14 protein-coding genes are annotated in these 19,997 nt (G+C 65.1%); 2 read left to right on the top strand and 12 right to left on the bottom strand.

Annotation, left to right across the window (positions count from 1 at the left end; translation table 11 throughout):
• Window positions 1–11 precede the first annotated feature (11 nt).
• The 6 genes from proC to PPGU16_RS13490 all read right to left on the bottom strand — a co-directional run bounded on the left by proC (window position 12) and on the right by PPGU16_RS13490 (window position 7,129).
• Window positions 12–827 (bottom strand): pyrroline-5-carboxylate reductase, encoded by an 816-nt coding sequence (proC, locus tag PPGU16_RS13515; protein WP_180720430.1) that lies wholly within the window; start codon window positions 825–827, stop codon window positions 12–14.
• Between the two features lie 13 nt (window positions 828–840).
• Window positions 841–1,539 (bottom strand): YggS family pyridoxal phosphate-dependent enzyme, encoded by a 699-nt coding sequence (locus PPGU16_RS13510; RefSeq protein ID WP_180720429.1) that lies wholly within the window; start codon window positions 1,537–1,539, stop codon window positions 841–843.
• Between the two features lie 118 nt (window positions 1,540–1,657).
• On the bottom strand, window positions 1,658–2,884 hold the full coding sequence (gene glcF / locus PPGU16_RS13505; protein ID WP_180720428.1) for a glycolate oxidase subunit GlcF: 1,227 nt from the start codon (window positions 2,882–2,884) through the stop codon (window positions 1,658–1,660).
• 7 nt (window positions 2,885–2,891) lie between these two features.
• Window positions 2,892–3,980 (bottom strand): glycolate oxidase subunit GlcE, encoded by a 1,089-nt coding sequence (gene glcE, locus PPGU16_RS13500; RefSeq protein WP_180720427.1) that lies wholly within the window; start codon window positions 3,978–3,980, stop codon window positions 2,892–2,894.
• A 159-nt stretch (window positions 3,981–4,139) separates the two neighbouring features.
• Window positions 4,140–5,645, bottom strand: a complete 1,506-nt coding sequence (locus PPGU16_RS13495; protein ID WP_180720426.1) for an FAD-linked oxidase C-terminal domain-containing protein — start codon at window positions 5,643–5,645, stop codon at window positions 4,140–4,142.
• A 71-nt stretch (window positions 5,646–5,716) separates the two neighbouring features.
• Entirely contained in the window at window positions 5,717–7,129 is a 1,413-nt protein-coding gene (locus tag PPGU16_RS13490) for an FAD-binding oxidoreductase (protein WP_180720425.1), read from the bottom strand.
• A gap of 193 nt (window positions 7,130–7,322) precedes the next feature.
• On the opposite strand from PPGU16_RS13490, the gene PPGU16_RS13485 reads away from it, so the two are divergent.
• Entirely contained in the window at window positions 7,323–7,901 is a 579-nt protein-coding gene (locus PPGU16_RS13485) for a cob(I)yrinic acid a,c-diamide adenosyltransferase (RefSeq protein WP_180720424.1), read from the top strand.
• A 33-nt stretch (window positions 7,902–7,934) separates the two neighbouring features.
• Here PPGU16_RS13485 and PPGU16_RS13480 read toward each other — a convergent pair whose 3' ends face one another.
• The 6 genes from PPGU16_RS13480 to PPGU16_RS13455 form a co-directional block, all read right to left on the bottom strand.
• Window positions 7,935–8,270: a helix-turn-helix domain-containing protein gene (locus tag PPGU16_RS13480; protein WP_042313094.1), complete on the bottom strand. Its 336-nt coding sequence runs from the start codon at window positions 8,268–8,270 to the stop codon at window positions 7,935–7,937.
• Window positions 8,267–8,557: a type II toxin-antitoxin system RelE/ParE family toxin gene (locus PPGU16_RS13475; RefSeq protein ID WP_243460595.1), complete on the bottom strand. Its 291-nt coding sequence runs from the start codon at window positions 8,555–8,557 to the stop codon at window positions 8,267–8,269. Before PPGU16_RS13475 ends, PPGU16_RS13480 begins: the two co-directional genes overlap by 4 nt.
• A gap of 226 nt (window positions 8,558–8,783) precedes the next feature.
• Window positions 8,784–9,857 (bottom strand): 3-deoxy-7-phosphoheptulonate synthase AroG, encoded by a 1,074-nt coding sequence (aroG, locus tag PPGU16_RS13470; protein ID WP_180720423.1) that lies wholly within the window; start codon window positions 9,855–9,857, stop codon window positions 8,784–8,786.
• Between the two features lie 386 nt (window positions 9,858–10,243).
• Window positions 10,244–11,710, bottom strand: a complete 1,467-nt coding sequence (tldD, locus tag PPGU16_RS13465) for a metalloprotease TldD (RefSeq protein ID WP_054928913.1) — start codon at window positions 11,708–11,710, stop codon at window positions 10,244–10,246.
• 98 nt (window positions 11,711–11,808) lie between these two features.
• A complete protein-coding gene (locus tag PPGU16_RS13460) occupies window positions 11,809–12,657 on the bottom strand; it encodes a carbon-nitrogen hydrolase family protein (protein WP_180720422.1) in 849 nt (282 codons plus the stop codon).
• A 115-nt stretch (window positions 12,658–12,772) separates the two neighbouring features.
• The gene (locus PPGU16_RS13455; RefSeq protein ID WP_180720421.1) at window positions 12,773–17,017 is read right to left on the bottom strand and encodes a YhdP family protein; all 4,245 of its coding nucleotides are present in this window, start codon (window positions 17,015–17,017) and stop codon (window positions 12,773–12,775) included.
• Between the two features lie 186 nt (window positions 17,018–17,203).
• Between PPGU16_RS13455 and glnE the strand changes: the two genes are divergently transcribed.
• Window positions 17,204–19,996 (top strand): bifunctional [glutamate--ammonia ligase]-adenylyl-L-tyrosine phosphorylase/[glutamate--ammonia-ligase] adenylyltransferase, encoded by a 2,793-nt coding sequence (glnE, locus tag PPGU16_RS13450; protein ID WP_243460546.1) that lies wholly within the window; start codon window positions 17,204–17,206, stop codon window positions 19,994–19,996.
• Window position 19,997 lies beyond the last annotated feature (1 nt).

Raw genomic sequence — 19,997 nt, 5'->3', positions numbered from 1 at the left:
GGCAAGCGGCATCACTGCTTGCCGAATTCCTCGCCCATTTCACGCGCGCGCGCATCCGCAGCCAGTGCGCCGCGCACAATTGCGTCCTTCACGCCTTGCGCGTCGAACGCAGCCAATGCCGCCGCCGTCGTGCCGCCCTTCGACGTCACCCGCTCGCGCAGCACGCTGGCCGGCTCGCCCGACTGCGCGGCAAGTTGCGCCGCGCCCGTGAACGTCGCGACGGCCAGCGCGCGGCCTTGCTCTTCGTCCATGCCGAGCTGGCGGGCTGCTTCCTGCATTGCCTCGATGAAATAGAACACGTACGCCGGACCGCTGCCGGAGATCGCGGTGACGGCGTCGATTTTCGCTTCGTCGTCGAACCACACCGTTTCGCCCACCGCGCCGAGCACCTGTGAGGCCAGTTCGCGTCCCGCTGCGTCGACACCCTCCATCGGGACCAGTCCCGTCACGCCCATGCCGATCAGCGCCGGCGTGTTCGGCATGGTGCGCACGAGGCGTGCGTGACCGCCGAGCCAGCGTCCGAGGTCCGCGCCGCGAATGCCCGCGACGATGCTGATGACGAGTTGCGACGCCGACAGATGCGGTGCGAGCGCAGCCGCGACGTCCTTGACGATCTGCGGCTTGACGGCGAGCACGATGGCATCGAACGATTGCAGCGACGCATCCGCCGCAGCGCTCGTGCCGACGCCGAATTGCTGCTCGCTGCGCTTGCGCGCGTCTTCGTTGGGATCGATCGCGCGGATATCCGACGGCGCAACGCCACGCTTGATCAGACCGCCGATGAGTGCAGCGGCCATGTTGCCGCCGCCAATGAAGGCAATTTTCATGATGTTCGGAAGTTCAGTGAGAGTAATCGCGGGCGCCGAAGATCGCGGTGCCGATACGCACGATGGTCGCGCCTTCGAGCACGGCTGCTTCGAGATCGCCCGACATGCCCATCGACAGCGTGTCGAGTTCGAGACCGTCCGCGCGCAGTTTTTCGAACAGTTCGCGCAACGCGCGATGCGGCACGCGTTGCTGCCCGACGTCGCCCGCGGGTTCGGGAATCGCCATCAGCCCGCGCAGGCGCAGCCTGGGCAACGCTGCGATCTGGCGCGCGACCTCGAGGGCTTCGTCCGGCATCACGCCGCTCTTCGATGCCTCGCCGCTGATGTTCACCTGCAGGCAGACATTGAGCGGCGGCAGCGCCTCCGGGCGCTGCTCGGACAAACGCTGCGCGATCTTCAGCCGGTCGACGGAATGCACCCAGTCGAAATTTTCGGCGACGGGGCGCGTCTTGTTCGACTGCAGCGGCCCGATGAAATGCCAGTCGAGCGATGCGCGCAGATCGGCCAGCGCCTCGATTTTCGTCAGGCTTTCCTGCACGTAGTTTTCGCCGAACGCGCGCTGGCCCGCGGCATGCGCGGCGCGAACGTCTTCGGCGGGGAACGTCTTGGAGACGGCCAGCAGCGCAATGGAAGCGGGATCGCGGCCTGCGACTTGCGCGGCGAGGGCGATGCGCTGATGCACGGCGTCGAGATTGTGAGCGAGATCGGGCATGAAACGTTGAGTACCGATGCGAGGGGCGACGAATCGGATTATACGGACGCTGCCCGCGCGTCACGACCTGGCCGGACGGCCAGGTTGCGCGCAACCCGTCCGTAACCGATCCTGTCGATCAGGACGCGAGCATGTGCTCGACGAGTTCGACCCAATGCACGACCGGCGTGGAGGTACCGCTTTGCAGATGCGCAATGCAACCCACATTCGCGGACACGATGATCTGTGGCTCCTGTGCCTTCAGCTTTTCCAGCTTCTGGTTGCGCAATGCGTACGAAAGCGCAGGCTGCGTGAGCGAATAGGTACCGGCCGAGCCACAACACAGATGGCTATCGGCGGGCAGCCTGACGTCGATGCCGAGCGCGTTCAGCAGGTGCTCGACCTTGCCGCGAATCTGCTGGCCATGTTGCAGCGTGCAGGGCGGGTGATACGCCACCGTATGGATCGCGCGGCGGCGCGTGAGTGGCGTCAGCGCCTCTTCGAAGTCCGGCAGGATTTCGCTGATGTCGCGCGTCAGTTCGACAATCCGTTGCGCTTTTTCCGCGTAAGCGGGGTCGTTGCGCATCAGGTGCGCGTATTCCTTGACCGTCGCGCCGCAGCCCGAGGCATTCATCACGATCGCTTCGGCGCCCTGTTCGACGTGCGGCCACCATGCGTCGATGTTTTGACGCACGTCGTCGAGCGCCTCGTCGTTGTAGCCAAGGTGCAGGCGGATCGCGCCGCAACAGCCCGCTTCCGGCGCAATCACGGTCTGAATGCCGAGCGCGTCGAGCACGCGGGCCGTTGCAATGTTGACGTTCGGCATCATCGAAGGCTGCACGCAGCCCGCCAGCATCAGCATCTTGCGCGGATGCGTGGCCGTCGGCCATTCCAGCTGGCGTTGCCGTTGCGGGACCTTGTCCCGCAGCTTCTTTGGCAGCAGCGGGCGGAAGTGCTGGCCAAGCCGCATCGCAGGCGTGAACAGCGTGCTGTTCGGCACGAAGCTCGCCAGCATCCGGCGCATCATGCGCTGGCCGAACGGACGCGGCACCTTCTCTTCGGTGAGCTTGCGGCCTATCTCGACGAGCTTGCCGTACTGCACGCCGGAAGGGCAGGTCGATTCGCAGTTGCGGCACGTCAGGCAGCGGTCCAGATGCAGTTGCGTGCTGCGCGTGACGGGCGCGCCTTCCACCATCTGCTTGATCAGATAGATGCGCCCGCGCGGACCGTCGAGCTCGTCGCCCAGCAGTTGATAGGTCGGGCAGGTGGCCGTGCAAAAGCCGCAATGCACGCATTTGCGCAGGATGGCGTCGGCTTCTTCACCGTCCGGCGTGTTGCGCATGAAGTCGGCGAGATTGGTTTGCATCTGGCGCTCAGAAGTCGGAGTACAACCGGCCGCGGTTGAAGATGCGGGCGGGGTCGAAGGCAGCTTTCAGGCCGCGATGGATTTTCATCAGCGGTGCGGGCAGCGGCGTGAACACGCCTGCGCCGCGGTCGTAGCCGAGGCCGGTGCGGAAGATCGTCGCGTGGCCGCCCGCCTGTTTCGCGCTGATGCGCACGGTCTGCGCGTCGGCGTCGGTGATCCACCAGCGTTGCGCGCCGCCCCATTCCATCAGTTGCGCGCCGGGCAGTTGCAGCGGCTCGGTGATGGTCGGCAGCGCGAGGCGCCAGAGTGCGGACTTCGGCGCGATCGCCGCGAAGAACGGATCGGTCTGTTCACGCAGACCCGCCCAGAAACGTTCGGCTTCTACGGCGTCGACCACTTCGCCGCCCAGCGACGTGCGCGCAGACTTGACGGCCGCCTCGGCGCCGCCCAGCCGCACGGCGAGCGTGCCGTGACGCCACGCGCTTGCCGTGATCGGGAGCGGCCGGCCGCCCCATTCGTTGAGCTTGCGGACAGCGTCGGTGCCGTTCATGTCGAACTTGAGCGTCGCTTCGGCCTTCGGACGCGGCAACACCTTGACGGACAACTGGAGAATCAGCCCAAGCGTTCCTAGAGAACCCGCCATCAGCCGGGACACGTCGTAACCCGCGACGTTCTTCACGACCTGGCCGCCGAACGTCAGCACCTGGCCCTGGCCGTTCATGACGACGGCGCCAAGCACGAAGTCGCGCGCCGCGCCCGCCGAATGACGGCGCGGACCGGCGATGCCGGCCGCAATGCAGCCGCCGAGCGTGGCTTGCGGGCCGAAGTGAGGCGGCTCGAAAGCGAGCATCTGGTCGTGTTCGGCGAGCGCCGCTTCGATTTCGAGGAGCGGCGTGCCGGCGCGCGCCGTGATGACCAGCTCGGCCGGATCGTACGCGATGACGCCGCGATGCGTGCGCGTGTCGAGGATCTCACCCTGCAATGACTGGCCGTACCAGTCCTTCGTGCCACCGCCGCGGATGCGGATCGGCTGCTGCGCGGCCGTGGCCGCACGAACCCGATCCGACCACGCGGCGACGATGTCGTCCTCTTTCATGGTGCGTTGCTTCGTTGTAGTGCGTTCGATTGTACCGAGGCAAGCCGCGCTCGCAACCCGGTTCGGACCCGTATGAAACGTCCTGCTGCGCTTATGCGTTATATCGGTTCAAAGGCGCGCATGGTCCGGCAGCGCATGAAGGTGCTCAAACACCGGTGCTCAAAAACGAGGCAGATCAGGATGCGGCAGCAGCCCTCCGCGCACATGCATCTTGCCGTACTCGGCGCAGCGGGCGCGCGTCGGGATGCCCTTGTCGGGATTGAGCAGGCAGGCGGGATCGAAGGCGCGCTTGACCGCGTGGAACGCATCGCGTTCTTCCGGCGAAAATTGCACGCACATCGAATTGATTTTCTCGATGCCCACGCCATGTTCGCCCGTCACCGTCCCACCCAGTTCGACGCATGTTTCGAGAATGTCGCAGCCGAATGCCTCGGCGCGGTGCCACTCGTCGAGATCGTTGCCATTGAACAGGATCAGCGGATGCATGTTGCCGTCGCCCGCATGGAACACGTTGATGCAGCGCAGGTTGTACTTCTTTTCCATCTCTTCGATGCGCGCCAGCAGCGGACCGATGCTGCGGCGCGGCACGGTGCCGTCCATGCAGTAGTAGTCGGGCGAAATACGGCCAGCGGCCGGGAACGCATTCTTGCGGCCCGACCAGAAGCGCAGCCGCTCGGCCTCCGTGCGCGATATCTGGATGCGCGTTGCGCCATGCTCGCGCAACACAGCCGTCATCCGGACGATTTCTTCACTCACTTCCTCGGGCGTGCCGTCCGACTCGCACAGCAGGATGGCCGCCGCGTCGAGGTCGTAACCCGCTTGCACGAATTCCTCGACGGCGCGCGTGGCTGGCTTGTCCATCATTTCGAGGCCGGCCGGAATGATGCCGGCTGCGACGATGCCCGCGACGGCATCGCCGCCTTTCACGACGTCGTCGAAACTCGCCATGATGACCTGCGAGGCCTGTGGCTTGGGAATCAGCTTGACCGTGACTTCCGTGACGATCGCGAACATGCCTTCGCTGCCGATCACGACCGCGAGCAGATCGAGGCCGGGCGCGTCCGGGCTGAGCGAGCCGAACTCGACGATTTCACCTTCCATCGTGACCGCCCGCACGCGCATCACGTTATGCACGGTCAGTCCGTACTTCAGGCAGTGCACGCCGCCGGAATTTTCCGCGACGTTGCCACCGATCGTGCAGGCGATCTGCGACGAAGGGTCCGGTGCATAGTAGAGACCATAAGGCGCGGCCGCTTCGGAGATCGACAGGTTGCGCACGCCGGGCTGCACGGTCGCAGTGCGCGCATACGGGTCGACTTCAATGATCTTGCGAAAGCGCGCGAGCGACACGACGACGCCATGCCGGATCGGCATCGCGCCGCCCGACAGGCTGGTGCCCGCGCCACGCGGCACGATCGGCACGTTCAACCGGTGGCAGATCTGCACGATGCGCTGCACCTGCGATTCCGTCTCGGGCAACGCCACGGCCAGCGGCAAGCGCCGATACGCGGCCAGACCATCGCACTCGTACGCGACGGTGTCTTCCTCGCGATACAAAAGGCAATGCGTTGGCAGCACGGCCATCAAGGCCTGTACAACTTCGCGCTGACGTTGCGCGAGCATCTCGGGCGACAGTTCGGGGGACAGCTCGCCGGGTGCGTTCATGGAATGTCTCCTCCATCGACGGCCGCGCGCGTCGTTGCGCTGCGCAGCCGGGCATGCGGTTACGCCCAGCCTTAGGCCCAGGTAAAGATCTTGCCCGGATTCATCAGGTTGCGCGGATCGAGCGAACGCTTGATCGAGCGCATCACGTCGACGGCAACAGGGCCGTGTTCTTCGAGCAGAAAGCCCATCTTGTGCAGGCCCACGCCATGTTCGCCCGTGCAGGTGCCGTCCATGCGCAGCGCGCGCTGCACGATGCGATGATTCAGGCGCTCCGCTTCCTCTAGCTCTTCGGGCTTGTTCGGGTCGATCAGCATCGCGACGTGGAAGTTGCCATCGCCGACGTGCCCGACGATCGGGCAGGGCAGCGGCGAGGCTTTCAGATCTTCTTCCGTTTCGACCACGCATTCGGCGAGCCGGGAGATGGGCACGCAAACGTCGGTAGTGACGGCGCGGCTGCCGGGTTTCAGTTGCAGCATCGCGAAGTACGCGTTATGACGCGCGTTCCACAGACGGCTGCGGTCTTCCGGACGCGTCGCCCACTCGAAACCTTCGCCGCTGTTCTGCGCGGCGATTTCCTGCACGAGCCCGGCTTGCTCTTTCACGCCGGCTTCCGTGCCGTGAAACTCGAAGAACAGCGTGGGCGCTTCGCGGAGCGTCAGGTTCGAATGACGGTTGATCGAGCGGATGGCGAGCGAATCGACGAACTCGACACGCGCGATCGGCACGCCGATCTGGATGGTTTCGATCACGGCGCGCACGGCATCGCCCATCGACGGAAACGTGCAGACGGCCGCTGATACCGCTTCGGGCTGCGGGTACAGGCGCACGGTGATTTCGGTGATGACACCGAGCGTGCCTTCCGAACCGACGAACAGGCGCGTGAGGTCATAACCCGCCGACGACTTCCGCGCGCGCGTGCCCGTCTGGATCACGCGGCCATCCGCGAGCACGACGGTCAGGCCGAGAACGTTTTCGCGCATCGTGCCGTAGCGCACGGCGTTCGTGCCCGACGCGCGCGTCGCCGACATGCCACCGATGCTCGCATCGGCGCCCGGATCGATCGGGAAAAACAGACCCGTGTCGCGCAACGCCTCGTTCAACTGCTTGCGCGAGATGCCGGGTTCGACGGTGACGGTCAGATCTTCCGCGTTGATCGACAGCACGCGGTTCATTCCGGAAAGGTCAATCGACACGCCGCCTTGCACGGCGAGCAGATGCCCTTCGAGCGAAGAACCGTTGCCGTACGGAATGATGGGCACGTCGTATTGACCGCATAGCTTGACGATGGTCTGCACGTCTTCGGTGCTGTTCGCGAAGACGACGGCATCGGGCAGTTGCGGATCGAATGGTGACTCGTCGCGGCCGTGATGGGTTCGGACGGCTTCGGACGTGGACACGCGTTCGCCGAATGCGGACTTGAGTGCAGTGAGAAGTTCAGGAGGAAAGGGGCGGCGCACGGGGGCGGGCGGCACGGGATGGTTCACCTGCGTCTCCTGTTGGCGAATATTCTGATGGTTGCTGGCCATTTTACGCCCATCGTCCGCCGACGCGGCGCCATGCTTGCAGACGGGCGCGCAAGGGTTAGCCCCAGCATCCTTATAATGGATCGTAGCTGAACGGCATGCCGCGATATATCCGGGCGGATGCATCGCGGAACATTACGAGGATACGCAAATCATGGGCAACCGCTTGAGCAAGATCGCGACGCGCACGGGCGACGACGGCACCACAGGTCTCGGCGACGGCAACCGTGTGCGCAAGGACAGTGCGCGTATTGCCGCAATCGGCGATGTCGACGAACTGAACTCGAACATAGGCGTGCTGCTGTGCGAAACCGTGCCCGACGGTGTCCGATCTGCGCTCACGTCGATTCAGCACGATCTGTTCGATCTCGGCGGCGAACTATGCATCCCGGGCCACTCGATGATCGCCGATACCCATCTCGCGCAACTCGATGCATGGCTAGCCGAGTACAACGCGACGCTGCCGCCGCTCAAGGAATTCATTCTGCCGGCAGGCACGCGCGCCGCTTCGCTTGCGCATGTGTGCCGCACCGTTTGCCGGCGCGCGGAACGCGCGATCGTCGCGCTCGGCGCTGTGGAGACGATCAACGATGCGCCGCGCCGTTATGTGAACCGGCTGTCCGATCTGCTTTTCGTGCTGGCTCGCGTGCTGAACCGCGTGGACGGCGGCAGCGACGTGCTGTGGCGGCACGACCGAGGCGCGAACAAACCGGATACGCAACGCGGCGAATAGCAGCGCGACCGGTAAGACCGTTCGACCGCACGCTCAGCCGACCGCGAGCGTCACAGGCTTGCCGATACGGCTCATCATTTCGACGAGGGTGTCGATGGTGAATTTGGCCGTCTTCTTGTTGACGACATCCGACACGCGCGGCCGCGACACCATCAGGATTTCCGCAGCTTCAGACTGCTTAAGATGATGCTGCTCGATCCACGTGGACAGCTCGGTCATCAATTGCTCCTTGAGCAGCCGCGTGTCGTTGATCTGTTTCTGCGATGCAGCATGCAGGCGCTTCGCCTCTTCTGCGGGGAAGCCGAGCTCGAGAAACAGATTCGCGCCCGGTTTGGTTACGTGACGGACCTTGGTGTCGATGGTCTTCATACTTTCCTCACATTGGCCACGGCGCGGTAGCGCGCCTCGGCGATTTCCCTGTCATGCCGGCTGGTAGCCTGCGTCTTCTTGTGGAAGCAGTGCAGCACATAAACGGCTTCGACAAACTTGGCGACGTACATCACGCGAAATGCGCCTTCCTGTTCGTTGATGCGAATTTCGCGGGTGCCCGCGCCGACGATATCGAACGGCTTCCAGTTGTCCGGATCGAGCCCCGCCTGCACTTTGGCTAGCTGAAAGCCAGCCTGGCGGCGCGATTCATCCGGAAACTCGAGCAGATTTTCCTAGCTGGAGCCGACCCAGCGAATCTCTTTTTCCAGCTCCATGAGTTCCTTTCGTGTACAAAATTTTATACCTAAAATCTCCTGTGTTCAATCGCCGCAAACGCAGGAACGAGATTTGAAGGTACCGAAAGGGAAGGGGAAATTCGATTCAGCCGAATGGCCAAAAAAAAGCCCGGCTGCATGAGCCGGGCGCGATGTGCGTAGGAGAGAACCGCGGCGTTCAGTTGCCGCTGCCGCGCGCGACGCGGCGCTGCTTGACGGCATCCGCCAGACCTTCGAGCACGGAGATGCTGTCGTCCCAGCCGATGCAGGCGTCGGTGACACTCTGGCCGTAGGTCAGCGGGCAGCCCTCCTGCAGATCCTGACGGCCCGCGACCAGATGCGATTCGACCATCACGCCGACGATGCGCTCGTCGCCCGCCGCAATCTGGCGGCCGATATCCGCGCACACGGGAATCTGGTTCTCGTGCTTCTTCGAGCTGTTGGCGTGGCTCGCGTCGATCATCAGGCGTGCTGCAAGGCCGGCCTTGCCGATGTCGCTGCACGCGGCGTTCACGCTGTCGGCGTCGTAGTTCGTCGTCTTGCCGCCGCGCAGGATGATGTGGCAGTCCTCGTTGCCCGCCGTCGAGACGATGGCCGAGTGGCCGCCCTTGGTCACCGACAGGAAATGGTGCGGCTGCGATGCCGCCTTGATCGCGTCGACGGCGATCTTCACGTTGCCGTCGGTGCCGTTCTTGAAGCCGACGGGGCACGACAGGCCCGATGCGAGTTCACGATGTACCTGCGACTCCGTCGTGCGCGCGCCGATCGCGCCCCATGAGATCAGATCGGCGATGTACTGCGGGCTGATCATGTCGAGGTATTCGGTGCCGGCGGGCAGCCCCAGCTCGTTGATCTTCACCAGCAGCTCGCGCGCGGCGCGCAGGCCGTCGTTGATCTTGAAGCTGTTGTCCATGTACGGGTCGTTGATGAGACCTTTCCAGCCCACCGTCGTGCGCGGCTTTTCGAAGTACACGCGCATCACGACTTCCAGCTCGCCAGCGAAGCGCTTGCGCTGCTCGATCAGGCGGCCGGCGTATTCCATTGCGGCCTTCGGGTCGTGAATCGAACACGGCCCGATGATGACGATCAGGCGGTCGTCCATGCCGTGCAGGATCCGGTGCATCGATTGACGCGCGTTGAAGATCAGATCCGACACGTTCTCGTCGCACGGGAATTCGCGGATCAGGTGTGCGGGCGGCGTCAGTTCTTTCAATTCGCGGATGCGGACATCGTCGGTATTGTGCGGGGGCATGGTTTTCTCCTCGATTCGTTTCGTAGCGCGGTTCGAGCGGTCGGCCATCTGGCGACGATGCCGCAGCGAACAGATCAACAGGCTAAAAAGGTCAAAGTCAAAGTTGTTAGGGACGAAAAAAAACCGCCAGACTCGCTGGCGGTTTTTTCGGGAATTTCAGGTGCCTATGTACGTTCACACCCCTCTCGATCCGCCAGCGGTCTGAGATGCCCAAAAAAAGTAAAAATAAAACTTGGCGGACATGGCGAAAAAGGGATGGCTCGTCAAAAAGGTTGATTGGCTTTATAACCCGAGGTTTGCTCAGTTGGCAAGCTGTGGGTGCCAAAAATGCGGAAAATCCGCACGCTTTACGCTTGCTGTGCGTAAAGCGTGCGTGACGCGAAGAATTACACCGTTCCGCCGACCGTCATCTTGTCGATGCGCAGGGTAGGCTGACCGACGCCCACGGGCACGCTCTGACCTTCCTTGCCGCACACGCCGACGCCCGTATCCAGCGACATATCGTTGCCGATCATGCTCACAAACTTGAGCGATTCCGGGCCGCTGCCGATCAGCGTCGCGCCCTTGACGGGATACGTGATCTTGCCGTTTTCGATCATGTACGCCTCGGATGCCGAGAACACGAACTTGCCGTTCGTGATGTCGACCTGACCGCCGCCGAAGTTCACCGCATACAGGCCGTTCTTCACGGAAGCGATGATTTCCTGCGGATCCTTGTCGCCGTTGAGCATGTACGTGTTGGTCATGCGCGGCATCGGCAGCGCGGCGTACGATTCGCGGCGCGCGTTGCCCGTCACGGGCATTTTCATCAGACGCGCGTTCAGCGTGTCCTGGATGTAGCCCTTCAGGATGCCGTCTTCGATCAGCGTCGTGCACTGCGTCGGGTTGCCTTCGTCGTCGATATTGAGCGAGCCACGGCGGTTCGGCAGCGTGCCGTCGTCAACCACCGTGACGCCCTTCGCCGCGACCTGCTCACCGATGCGTCCGGCGAACGCCGACGAGCCCTTGCGGTTGAAGTCGCCTTCCAGACCGTGGCCGATCGCTTCGTGCAGCAGCACGCCGGGCCAGCCCGGTCCGAGCACGACCGTCATCGCGCCGGCAGGGGCCGGACGCGCGTCGAGGTTCACCAAAGCCGCGTGGACGGCATCGTCGACGTACTTCGACAGCAGTTCATCCGTGAAATAGCCGTAGTCGTAGCGTCCGCCGCCGCCGCCGCTGCCGATTTCACGGCGGCCGTTCTGCTCGGCGATCACCGTCACCGACACGCGCACGAGCGGGCGGATGTCCGCCGCCAGCGCGCCGTCGCTGCGCGCGACCAGCACGACGTCGTATTCGCCCGCGAGGCCCGCCATCACCTGCGTGATGCGCGGATCGCGGCCGCGCGCCATCTGTTCGATGCGCTCGAGCAGCTTGACCTTCGCAGTCGCGTCGAGCGAATGCAGCGGATCGGACGGCAGATACAGATCGCGCCCGGACACGCCCGTCAGCGTCGATGCCGCCTTGATCTTCTGCTTGCCGCCGCCCGCTTTCGCGATCGCGCGTGTGGCGATCGCGGCCTGGCGGATCGCCTCGGGCGACAGGTCGTCCGAATACGCGAACGCCGTGCGGTCGCCCGACACGGCGCGCACGCCGACGCCCTGGTCGATGCTGAAGCTGCCCGATTTGACGATGCCTTCCTCGAGGCTCCACGCTTCGCTGCGCGTGGCCTGGAAATAGAGGTCCGCGTAGTCGACGCGATGCGTGAAGATTTCGGCGAGCGTGCGGGTCAGCACGGCTTCGTCGAGGCCGTACGGCGTCAGGAGCACGTCTTTGGCCGTCGCGAGATTACGGATGCTGGGTTCGATGATGTTCATGCGAAGTTCGCTCGATTCAGGGTATTCGGTGGGTGCACGCCAGTCAGATGGGTGACGTTGGCGGCACTTTCAATACGTGCGTTTCATGTCTTACGTAATCAGCTGAGCACGCGGTGACGCCACGCCGGCAGACTCTGCCGGACTTCGTCGATGCGCGAGCGCTCGATATTGCCCGCGACGACGCCCGCGCCTTCGTCGCGCACGTCGATGATTTCGCCCCACGGGTCGATCAGCATGGTGTGGCCCCACGTGCGCCGGCCATTCTCGTGCTTGCCGCCCTGTGCGGCGGCGAGCACGTAGCACTGGTTCTCGACGGCCCGCGCGCGCAGCAGCGTTTCCCAGTGCGCGCGGCCCGTCGTGTACGTGAATGCGGACGGCACGACGATCAGCGCGCAGTCGCCCATGCGCCGATACAGCTCGGGAAAGCGTAGATCGTAGCAGACGGACAGGCCGACGCGCCCGAACGGCGCATCGAACGTGCGGACGGTGTCGCCGGGGCGGATCGTGCGCGCCTCGTCGAACGATTCTTCGCCTTTCTTGAAGTTGAACAGATGGATCTTGTCGTAGCGCGCGGCCTCGTTGCCCTGCGGATCGAACACGAGCGTCGTGTTCAGCACGCGCGTTTCTTCAGGCGCCGTCAAAGGCAGCGTGCCGCCGATCACCCAGACCTTGTGGCGACGCGCGGCGTCGGCGAGAAAGCGCTGGATCGGGCCGTCGCCATACGGTTCGCGCACGGTGAGCTTGTCGGTGTCCTTGTAGCCCATGAAGCAGAAGTACTCGGGCAGCAGGACGAGCTGCGCGCCGTCGGCGGCGGCTTGCGCGATCAGGTTTTCGGCTTCGGCGAGATTGCGGTCGCGGTCCGGCGTGCTCACCATCTGCAGCGCGGCGACGCGGAAAGGACCAGCGTGGGGAAAGGACTTCGCGGACTGCGTGTTCAGGTCGCTCATAGGCCTTCGAAAGACTCCTGCAATGGGCAGTGCGGGCAGCGGGCGCCGGCATTCGCGGCCGACGCATAGGGCGCGCCAACGATCCCCGGAAAACCTCGGAACCCTGGTTCGGCCCTCAGTTCGGCGTGGCGATGGCGGCCGGCGCGTTCATATTACCGCTATCTCCATGTACCCGCTCGACGTGCGGTTTGGCCCATGAGCCCGTAATCGCGTAATCGCGCGCGAACGCATGTTCGATCGAATGCGACAGCGCGAAATCGCCGACCAGCGCCGCAAGGCCGAGCAGCGGATTGATGATGGCCGCCGCGACGACGCCCGCGCCCGCGCTGACGGTCGGCACGATATGCACGTTCAGGTTCTGGGTTTCGGTCGTCAGATCGACGGTGCCTTTCATTTCAGCGCGCGCAGGCGCTGTCACCAGTTCGAAGTTGTTCGTCGAGCCGATGCCGTTGACGACCTGCGCGGTGCCCGTCACGTGCTCGAACGGCAGTCCTTCGCCAATCACGTCGCGGAAATTCATCGTCGCGTAGCGCGCGAGGCTCTGCAGGCTGAGCACGCCGAGCAGCTTTGCGACGCCCGGATCGACCTTGAGAATCTGCCCGTGCCGCAGATCGACGGCGAGATTGCCGTTGAGCGTCGGCTTGTCGGGCTTGGTCGGGCCGCCGCGCCAGCCGAGCTTGCCCGACAACGAGCCTTCGCCCGCCTTCAGCGTGCGCGGCAGGCCGGCGCGCTCGAGCAGCAATCCCGCGTCCTTGATGTCCAGCTTGAAATCGAGCTCGGTGCTTCGCTCGGCTTCGTCGTCCTGATTCGGGCCGTAGTTGCGGCCCGTGCGCCAGTTCGCCGTCGCCTTCAGCGCGGCGGCCGGGTTGGTGATTTCGAGCGAATCGAGCTGCCAGACGGGCGTGCCGTTGTCCTCGAAGTTATGCGCGTTGACTTCGAGCTTGCCGATATTGCGCTCGCGCACGATCAGCTCGTTGACGACGAGATCGATCGACGGAATGTTCTGCGCCGGCTGGTTGATTGCGGGGCCGAGCAGATCGTTCTCGGTCGCCGACGGGATCACGAGCCGGGCGAGCCGCGCCTGTAGCGTGCCCGGCGATCCCGGCTGCGCGCCCGGCACCCATGACAGATGGCCCGACACCTGGTTCGATGCGATATTCGCCTGCCACTGACGGTCGTTGTGCGAGGCGCCGACGACCACGCTTTCCCAATGACGCTTGAGCAAGGTCAGCGTGCCGATGTGGATCGCGAAGCGGTTCGGCATGAACTGCACGGCCGTGGCGCTGGGCGGTACGGGCGCAACGCCTTCGTTGGCTTTGCGCATCTGCAGGAAGAGGGCGCGCCACGCGTCGGCGTCGAGCGCGTCGATGTCCACGGCGGCGATCACGCCTTCCGACGGCAGTTCTGCCGTCCGGTTCACGCCGATCGCACCGCGCACGACTTCGGGCGGCTGACCGGGCGTGTGCCGCAGCAGATAGGTTGCCGCAATCGGGCCGAACGTCAGGTCGGCGCGTTGCAACCCGTTGGCGGTCGCGCTGCCGTTGCTGGCGTCCACGCTGCTGCTGCCGTTCCCGACCGTCGGCCGGAACGTGAAGTCGAGCGGCATCGGCGTGCCGATCGGCTTGTTGAACGGTGCGGGGAAATTGAGCGCCAGCCCCGTCAGGTCCGAGTGAACCGCGACGTCGGGCAGACGGCCTTTCGCGCCGCGCACGCTGATGTCATAGGGCGCGCTGCCGTTCATCCGCGTCAACACCTGCGCGGGCAGGCCGCGCAGATTCAGACCGCGCGCGGCGTCGACGGCCACCTGGCCGGACAGATTGAGCGCATAGGCGCCGTTGTCGTCCAGGCCACCTTTCGCGCGCACCTCGCCGCCCATGAATTGCCCCGTCAGCCCGTCGACCTGCGCGGTGCGCTCGGTGAAGCGCACTTTGCCGCGCAGTTGCGACAGCGGCGGGACGTTGTCCACGGCAAGCCGGTCGTTCTCGAACGCAAGCGAGCCTTCTACCGCGACACGCACTTTCGGCGGCGTGACGCCCGGTGGCGTGGGCGGGTTGCGCGGCACCGTCAGCTTGAGTGCGAGCGCGGCCGGGCCATCGGCGTGAATCTTTTCCGTCTCATGCTTCGCCATGCCGCCGAGCGCGCTGTTGTTCACATAGTCGAGCATGTCGGCGAGCGGGCCGTGTCCGTCGCCCGTGATGATGAGGCTCGACGCCCGGTTGCCGAGATCGTCGATCTTGCCCGTCACCTTGCGCATGGCGACGCCCTTGTAGTGCGCGCGGTCGACGTCGAAGCGCAGCAGCTTCTCTTTCAGCTGGAACGTGCCGTCGATGCCGTCCAGCGCCGGCCACACATTCGGCGTGCCATTCTTCAGCGTGCGCGGCGGATACGGCGACGGATCGAAGCGCCCGCCCTTGAACGGCGCGATGATCTTGAAAACGCCCGCGTCGGGATCGCGCGAGTAGGGGAATTTCTCAAGATTGCCGTGAATTTCAATCGTGCCGCCGCGCGATACACCTGCCTGCAGGCCGTGGGTCAGATAAACGCGCAGCTTCTCGCTGATGCTGGTGGGCAGATAGCGTGTGATGCGCGTGACCTGGGCGCGCTCGAAATCCGCCTTCAGGTCGAGCGAGCCGCGTCCGCTGCCGACGTTCGAGTAGCTGGCCGTCGCCTTTGCCGCCGTGTCCGCATTCGACACCTTCAGCTCCGACACATCGACCTTGAACGCCTTGTGCTGCTGCCCGGGCTCGATGGCGGACGCGATCGTCCATGTGCCTTTGCCGCTCAGATGGTCGAATGTGAGGCGCGGGTCGTCGAACACGCCGGGCAGCGTGAGCGCCGCGTTGGCTGTGTCGATGGAAATCGAGCCGTGCTTTTCGTCGGCGTCGACCGTGCCCCACAGATTCTCGATGCCCGGGATGCCTGCGCGCGGGTGGTTCCTCGCCGTCAGCCCCGGCGGCGGCTCTTGTGCGGCAACGCTGATGCCCTGCAGATCGCCCTTGAAGCGATACCGCACGATCGGTTCCGCGCCCGGCTCGCGATGCTCGGTGGCGGCCTCGCCCGAATCGGGTTTGCCGCGTTCGACCTCGATCGTGTAGTTCGCCACCAGCCCGCGCGGATTGAAGCGCACGAGGTTGTTCAACAGGCGCTTGGGCAGCGGCAGCGCGCGGCTGAATTCCGCGAGCACGCCGAGATCGACGCGATCGCCCGAAATGCTGATCAGCTGGCCGTGCTGGACGCTCGGCATCCGGTAGCGGCTCGACAGCGTGTGCAACGCGAGGATGCGGGCCACGGGCGTGCCGTCGTCGAGCGGTGGCTGGCCGAGTTCGGCGCGCAGGTTGTTCAGGTCGAGCGTCCAGTCGTCGCCGTCGTGCGCGACGGCCCACGAAAAGCTCGCCACGGGCACGTCGAGCTTCGGCTGCGTCGGCTTCACGCGCAGCGCGATGTTATTGCCCGACAGTTCGCCCGATGCCGAGCGCACGCGGCCCTGAGCGAACTGCAGCCAGATCGCGTTGTCGACGCGGCCCGCATAGGTTTCGATCGGGAAATCCATGTAGCGGGCAAGTGTGGGCAGATCGACGGGACCGGCCGAAATATAGGCCTCGCCCGTCCAGTTGATCGGCTTGCCCATCGCCGCGAGGCGCGCGTGCCGGAAGTGCGCGCGAAAGTCGAGCGGACCGAACAGCAGCTTGCCGTCGGGCGGCGCCTGCAGCGCGAGCCGGTGATCGTAGCCGTCGCTGAGGATCGCCAGGCGAATGTCCTGCAGCGCGATCTCGGGCGCGTCGCGGCGCGCGTCGTGCCAGCGCAGCGTGCCACCGCGCAGGATCATCGCCTCCTGGCGCAGCAGCCATGTGCTGAACGTGTCGTTGCCCGAATGCGTGGTCGGCACCATCACGCCCGCCACGGTCAACGAGCCGTCCGTCTCGCGCTCGATCAGCAGATCGGGCTTGTCGACGATCACGCTCGACAGGATCGGCGCGAGCTTCCAGACGGACGACCACGACACGGTCGCGCTTGCATGCGGAATGTTCAGCGCGACCTTGCCGTCGCGGTTGGTGATGGTGACGTTGGTGACTTCGAGGCCGGGCTGGAAGCCCGTCCAGTGCGGCGCGATCTTGCCGATCCTGAGTTGTGCGTGAATCTTTTCGGAGACGGCGGCCTCGATTCTCGGCCGGAACGAATCGGCGTGCGGCAGCACGATGTAGCGCAGGCCAAGCACGGCCAGCACGACAACGAAATAGAGGAACAGCGCGATGCCGAGCAGGACCCGCAGAGTGTGCCGCAGCACTGCGTGATCGTGTCCGCCTACGGGCTTGACGCGTCCAGCTTCGTGCGGGTCGGCGGATGAGTTTCGCTCGGACATGCTGCGACGGGGTAGGCGTATGTTAGTTTTGCGGTCTAACCACGAAATGTATCACACGGGCCAGCGGCGACGGACATAAGGTACGGCCAGTGTGGACAAGGCCACACGGGGTGTCGGCAGCTTGTGCAAACTGCCGCTGCGGCAACCCGGAGCAGAAAATCTAGCAACCAGCGAGCCCGATACTTGATGACCGAACCATCCCTGTTGAGTTCCAGCTATTCGCACTACGCGTCGCGTGCCTATGCGGCGCACGACGGTCTCGCGTCGCGCGTCGCGGCGCTGGCCGCGGCGCCCATCAGCCGCGAGCGGATCGACGAGCGTCTCGACGCGCTGACGAACGCGCTGCGCGCGACGCCCGATTCGCATCTCTCCGAAGACGCGCTGAAAAAGGCGCTGCGCCAGCTTCGCGCGGAAGTGTTCTGCGCCGTGATGGAGCGCGACCTGTCCGGCGCGGCCGACGTGGCGGAAGTGACGGGCACGATGACCGATCTCGCCGAAGCGACCGTCCAGCGCGCGATGGCCGTGGTCAGCGCTGATCTCCAGGCGCTGTATGGCGAGCCGCGCGGCTCGCAGGGCGAACGGCTGTCGCTCGGCGTGGTCGGCATGGGCAAGCTGGGCGGGCGCGAGCTGAATGTGTCATCCGATATCGATCTGATCTTCGTCTATGAGGACGACGGCGAGACGACGGGCGGCCAGCGCTCGCCGATCGCCACCCAGGACTTCTTCACGCGCCTCGGCAAGCGGCTGATCGCGGCGCTCGCCGAAGTGACGGCGGACGGCTACGTGTTTCGCGTCGACATGCGGCTGCGGCCGAACGGCGATTCGGGGCCGCTGGTGTGCAGTCTCGGCATGCTCGAAGAATATTTCTATGTGCAGGGCCGCGAGTGGGAACGCTACGCGTGGATCAAGGGCCGCGTCGTGTCCGAGCACGCCAGCGATTCGGCGCGCCGGCTGTCGAAGCAGCTCGATGCGATCGTGAAGCCGTTCATCTACCGGCGCTATCTGGACTTCGGCGTGATCAGCGCGATCCGTTCGCTGCATCTGCAGATTCGCCAGGAGGCGCAGCGGCGCGCGTCGATGCGCCCCGACAAGGCGGATGACATCAAGCTCGGCCGCGGCGGCATCCGCGAAATCGAATTCAGCGCGCAGGTGTTCCAGCTGATACGCGGCGGCCAGGACGCGGGCTTTCGCGTGCGCCCGACGCTCGTCGTGCTGCGCCACGCGGCGGCGCGCGGACTCATTTCGCCGGGCGTGTGCGCGGATCTGACGAGCGCGTATCTGTTTCTGCGCGACCTCGAACACCGTCTGCAGTATCGAAACGACGCGCAAACCCACGCAATGCCCGTCGATCCGACCGAGCGCGCGCATCTCGCCAAGGCGATGGGTTTCGACGATTACGCGTCGCTGATGACGAAGCTCGAAGCGCATCGCGAACTGGTCGAGCAGCAGTTCGACCAGATATTCGCCGACAAGGTGAGCGGCCAGGGTGGCTGCGGCGCGCGCGAAGACGGCGCGGCTGTGTGGGTCTGGAGCAGCGCGCTCGCCGACGACAGCGCCGACGAGGCGCTCGCCGCGCGGCTCGTCGAGCTCGGCATCGATCATCCGGCGGAGTTGCTGACGCGGCTGAAGGCTGTGTGGCAGTCGTCGCGCTACGCGGGGCTTGCGGAGCGCAGCCGCCAGCGCTTCGACATCGTTGCGCAGCGCGCGCTCGAAGCTGCGCACACGCTGGAGCCGGCCGAGCGGCGCGGCGATATTCTCGCGCGCCTGTTCGATCTGCTCGAAGCCATCGGGCGGCGCGGCGCCTATCTGGCGCTGCTGACTGAATATCCGCAGGCGCTGCATCGCGTGCTGTCGGTGCTGGGCGCGTCGCGCTGGGCGGCCGGCTACCTGATCCGACATCCACAGCTGCTCGACGAACTGCTCGACGATGAAGCCATGGCGAGCCCGTTTGACTGGCCGGAGTTCAAGCGCACGTTGCGCACGCGCCTCGCAGCCGCCGATGGCGTCGAGCAGCAGATGGATCTGCTGCGTCACGCGCATCAGGCCGAGGTGTTCCGTATTTTGCTGATCGATCTGGCGGGAAAACTGAGCGTCGAGCACGTCAGCGACCGCTTGTCCGAACTCGCGGATGCCGTGCTCGACGTGACCATCGAGGCCGTCTGGAACCAGTTGGCCAAGCGCCATCGCGCGGTGCCGCGCTTTGCGATCATCGCGTACGGCAAGCTGGGCGGAAAGGAGCTTGGCTACGCGTCGGACCTCGACCTGATCTTCCTGTACGACGATTCCGACGACAACGCGTCGGACATCTACGCCACCTTCACGCGCCGCCTGATCACGTGGCTCACGACGGCGACGGGCGCGGGCACGCTGTTCGACGTCGACTTGCGGCTGCGTCCGAACGGCGAATCGGGCCTGCTCGTGACCGATCTCGACGCATTCCGCCGTTATCAACTGCGCGAGGGCGACGCCGCCAACACCGCGTGGGTCTGGGAGCACCAGGCGCTGACGCGCGCCCGTTACTGCGCGGGCGATCCCGCCGTCGGCGCGCAGTTCGAGGCGATCCGCGAACAGGTGCTGACGACGCCGCGCGAAGCCGCGTCGCTCGCCGCCGAGATCGTCGACATGCGCCGGCGCGTCGAGGAAGGCCATCCGAACCGCACCGAGCTGTTCGATCTGAAGCACGACCGTGGCGGCATGGTCGACATCGAGTTCACCGTGCAGTACTGGGTGCTGCTGCACGCGGCGCGCGATCCCGAACTGATCCGCAATACCGGCAACATCGCGCTGCTGCGCGAGGTGTCGCGCTTCGGGCTGATGAGCGGCGAAGAAGCCGATACCGTGGGCGCGGCGTATCGAACGTATCGGAAGCTGCAGCACAAGCTGCGGCTCGACGGCATGGAGAAGGCTCGCGTCGAGCCACACGCCGTCGGGAACGAACGCGAGGCCGTGCTACGGCTTTGGCGGCGGGTGTTCGGATGAC

The sequence above is a fragment of the Paraburkholderia largidicola genome (assembly GCF_013426895.1).
GTDB classification, from domain to species: domain Bacteria; phylum Pseudomonadota; class Gammaproteobacteria; order Burkholderiales; family Burkholderiaceae; genus Paraburkholderia; species Paraburkholderia largidicola.
Note: the sequence above shows the minus strand (reverse complement) of the source record. Positions and strands in the feature narration are given on the sequence as shown.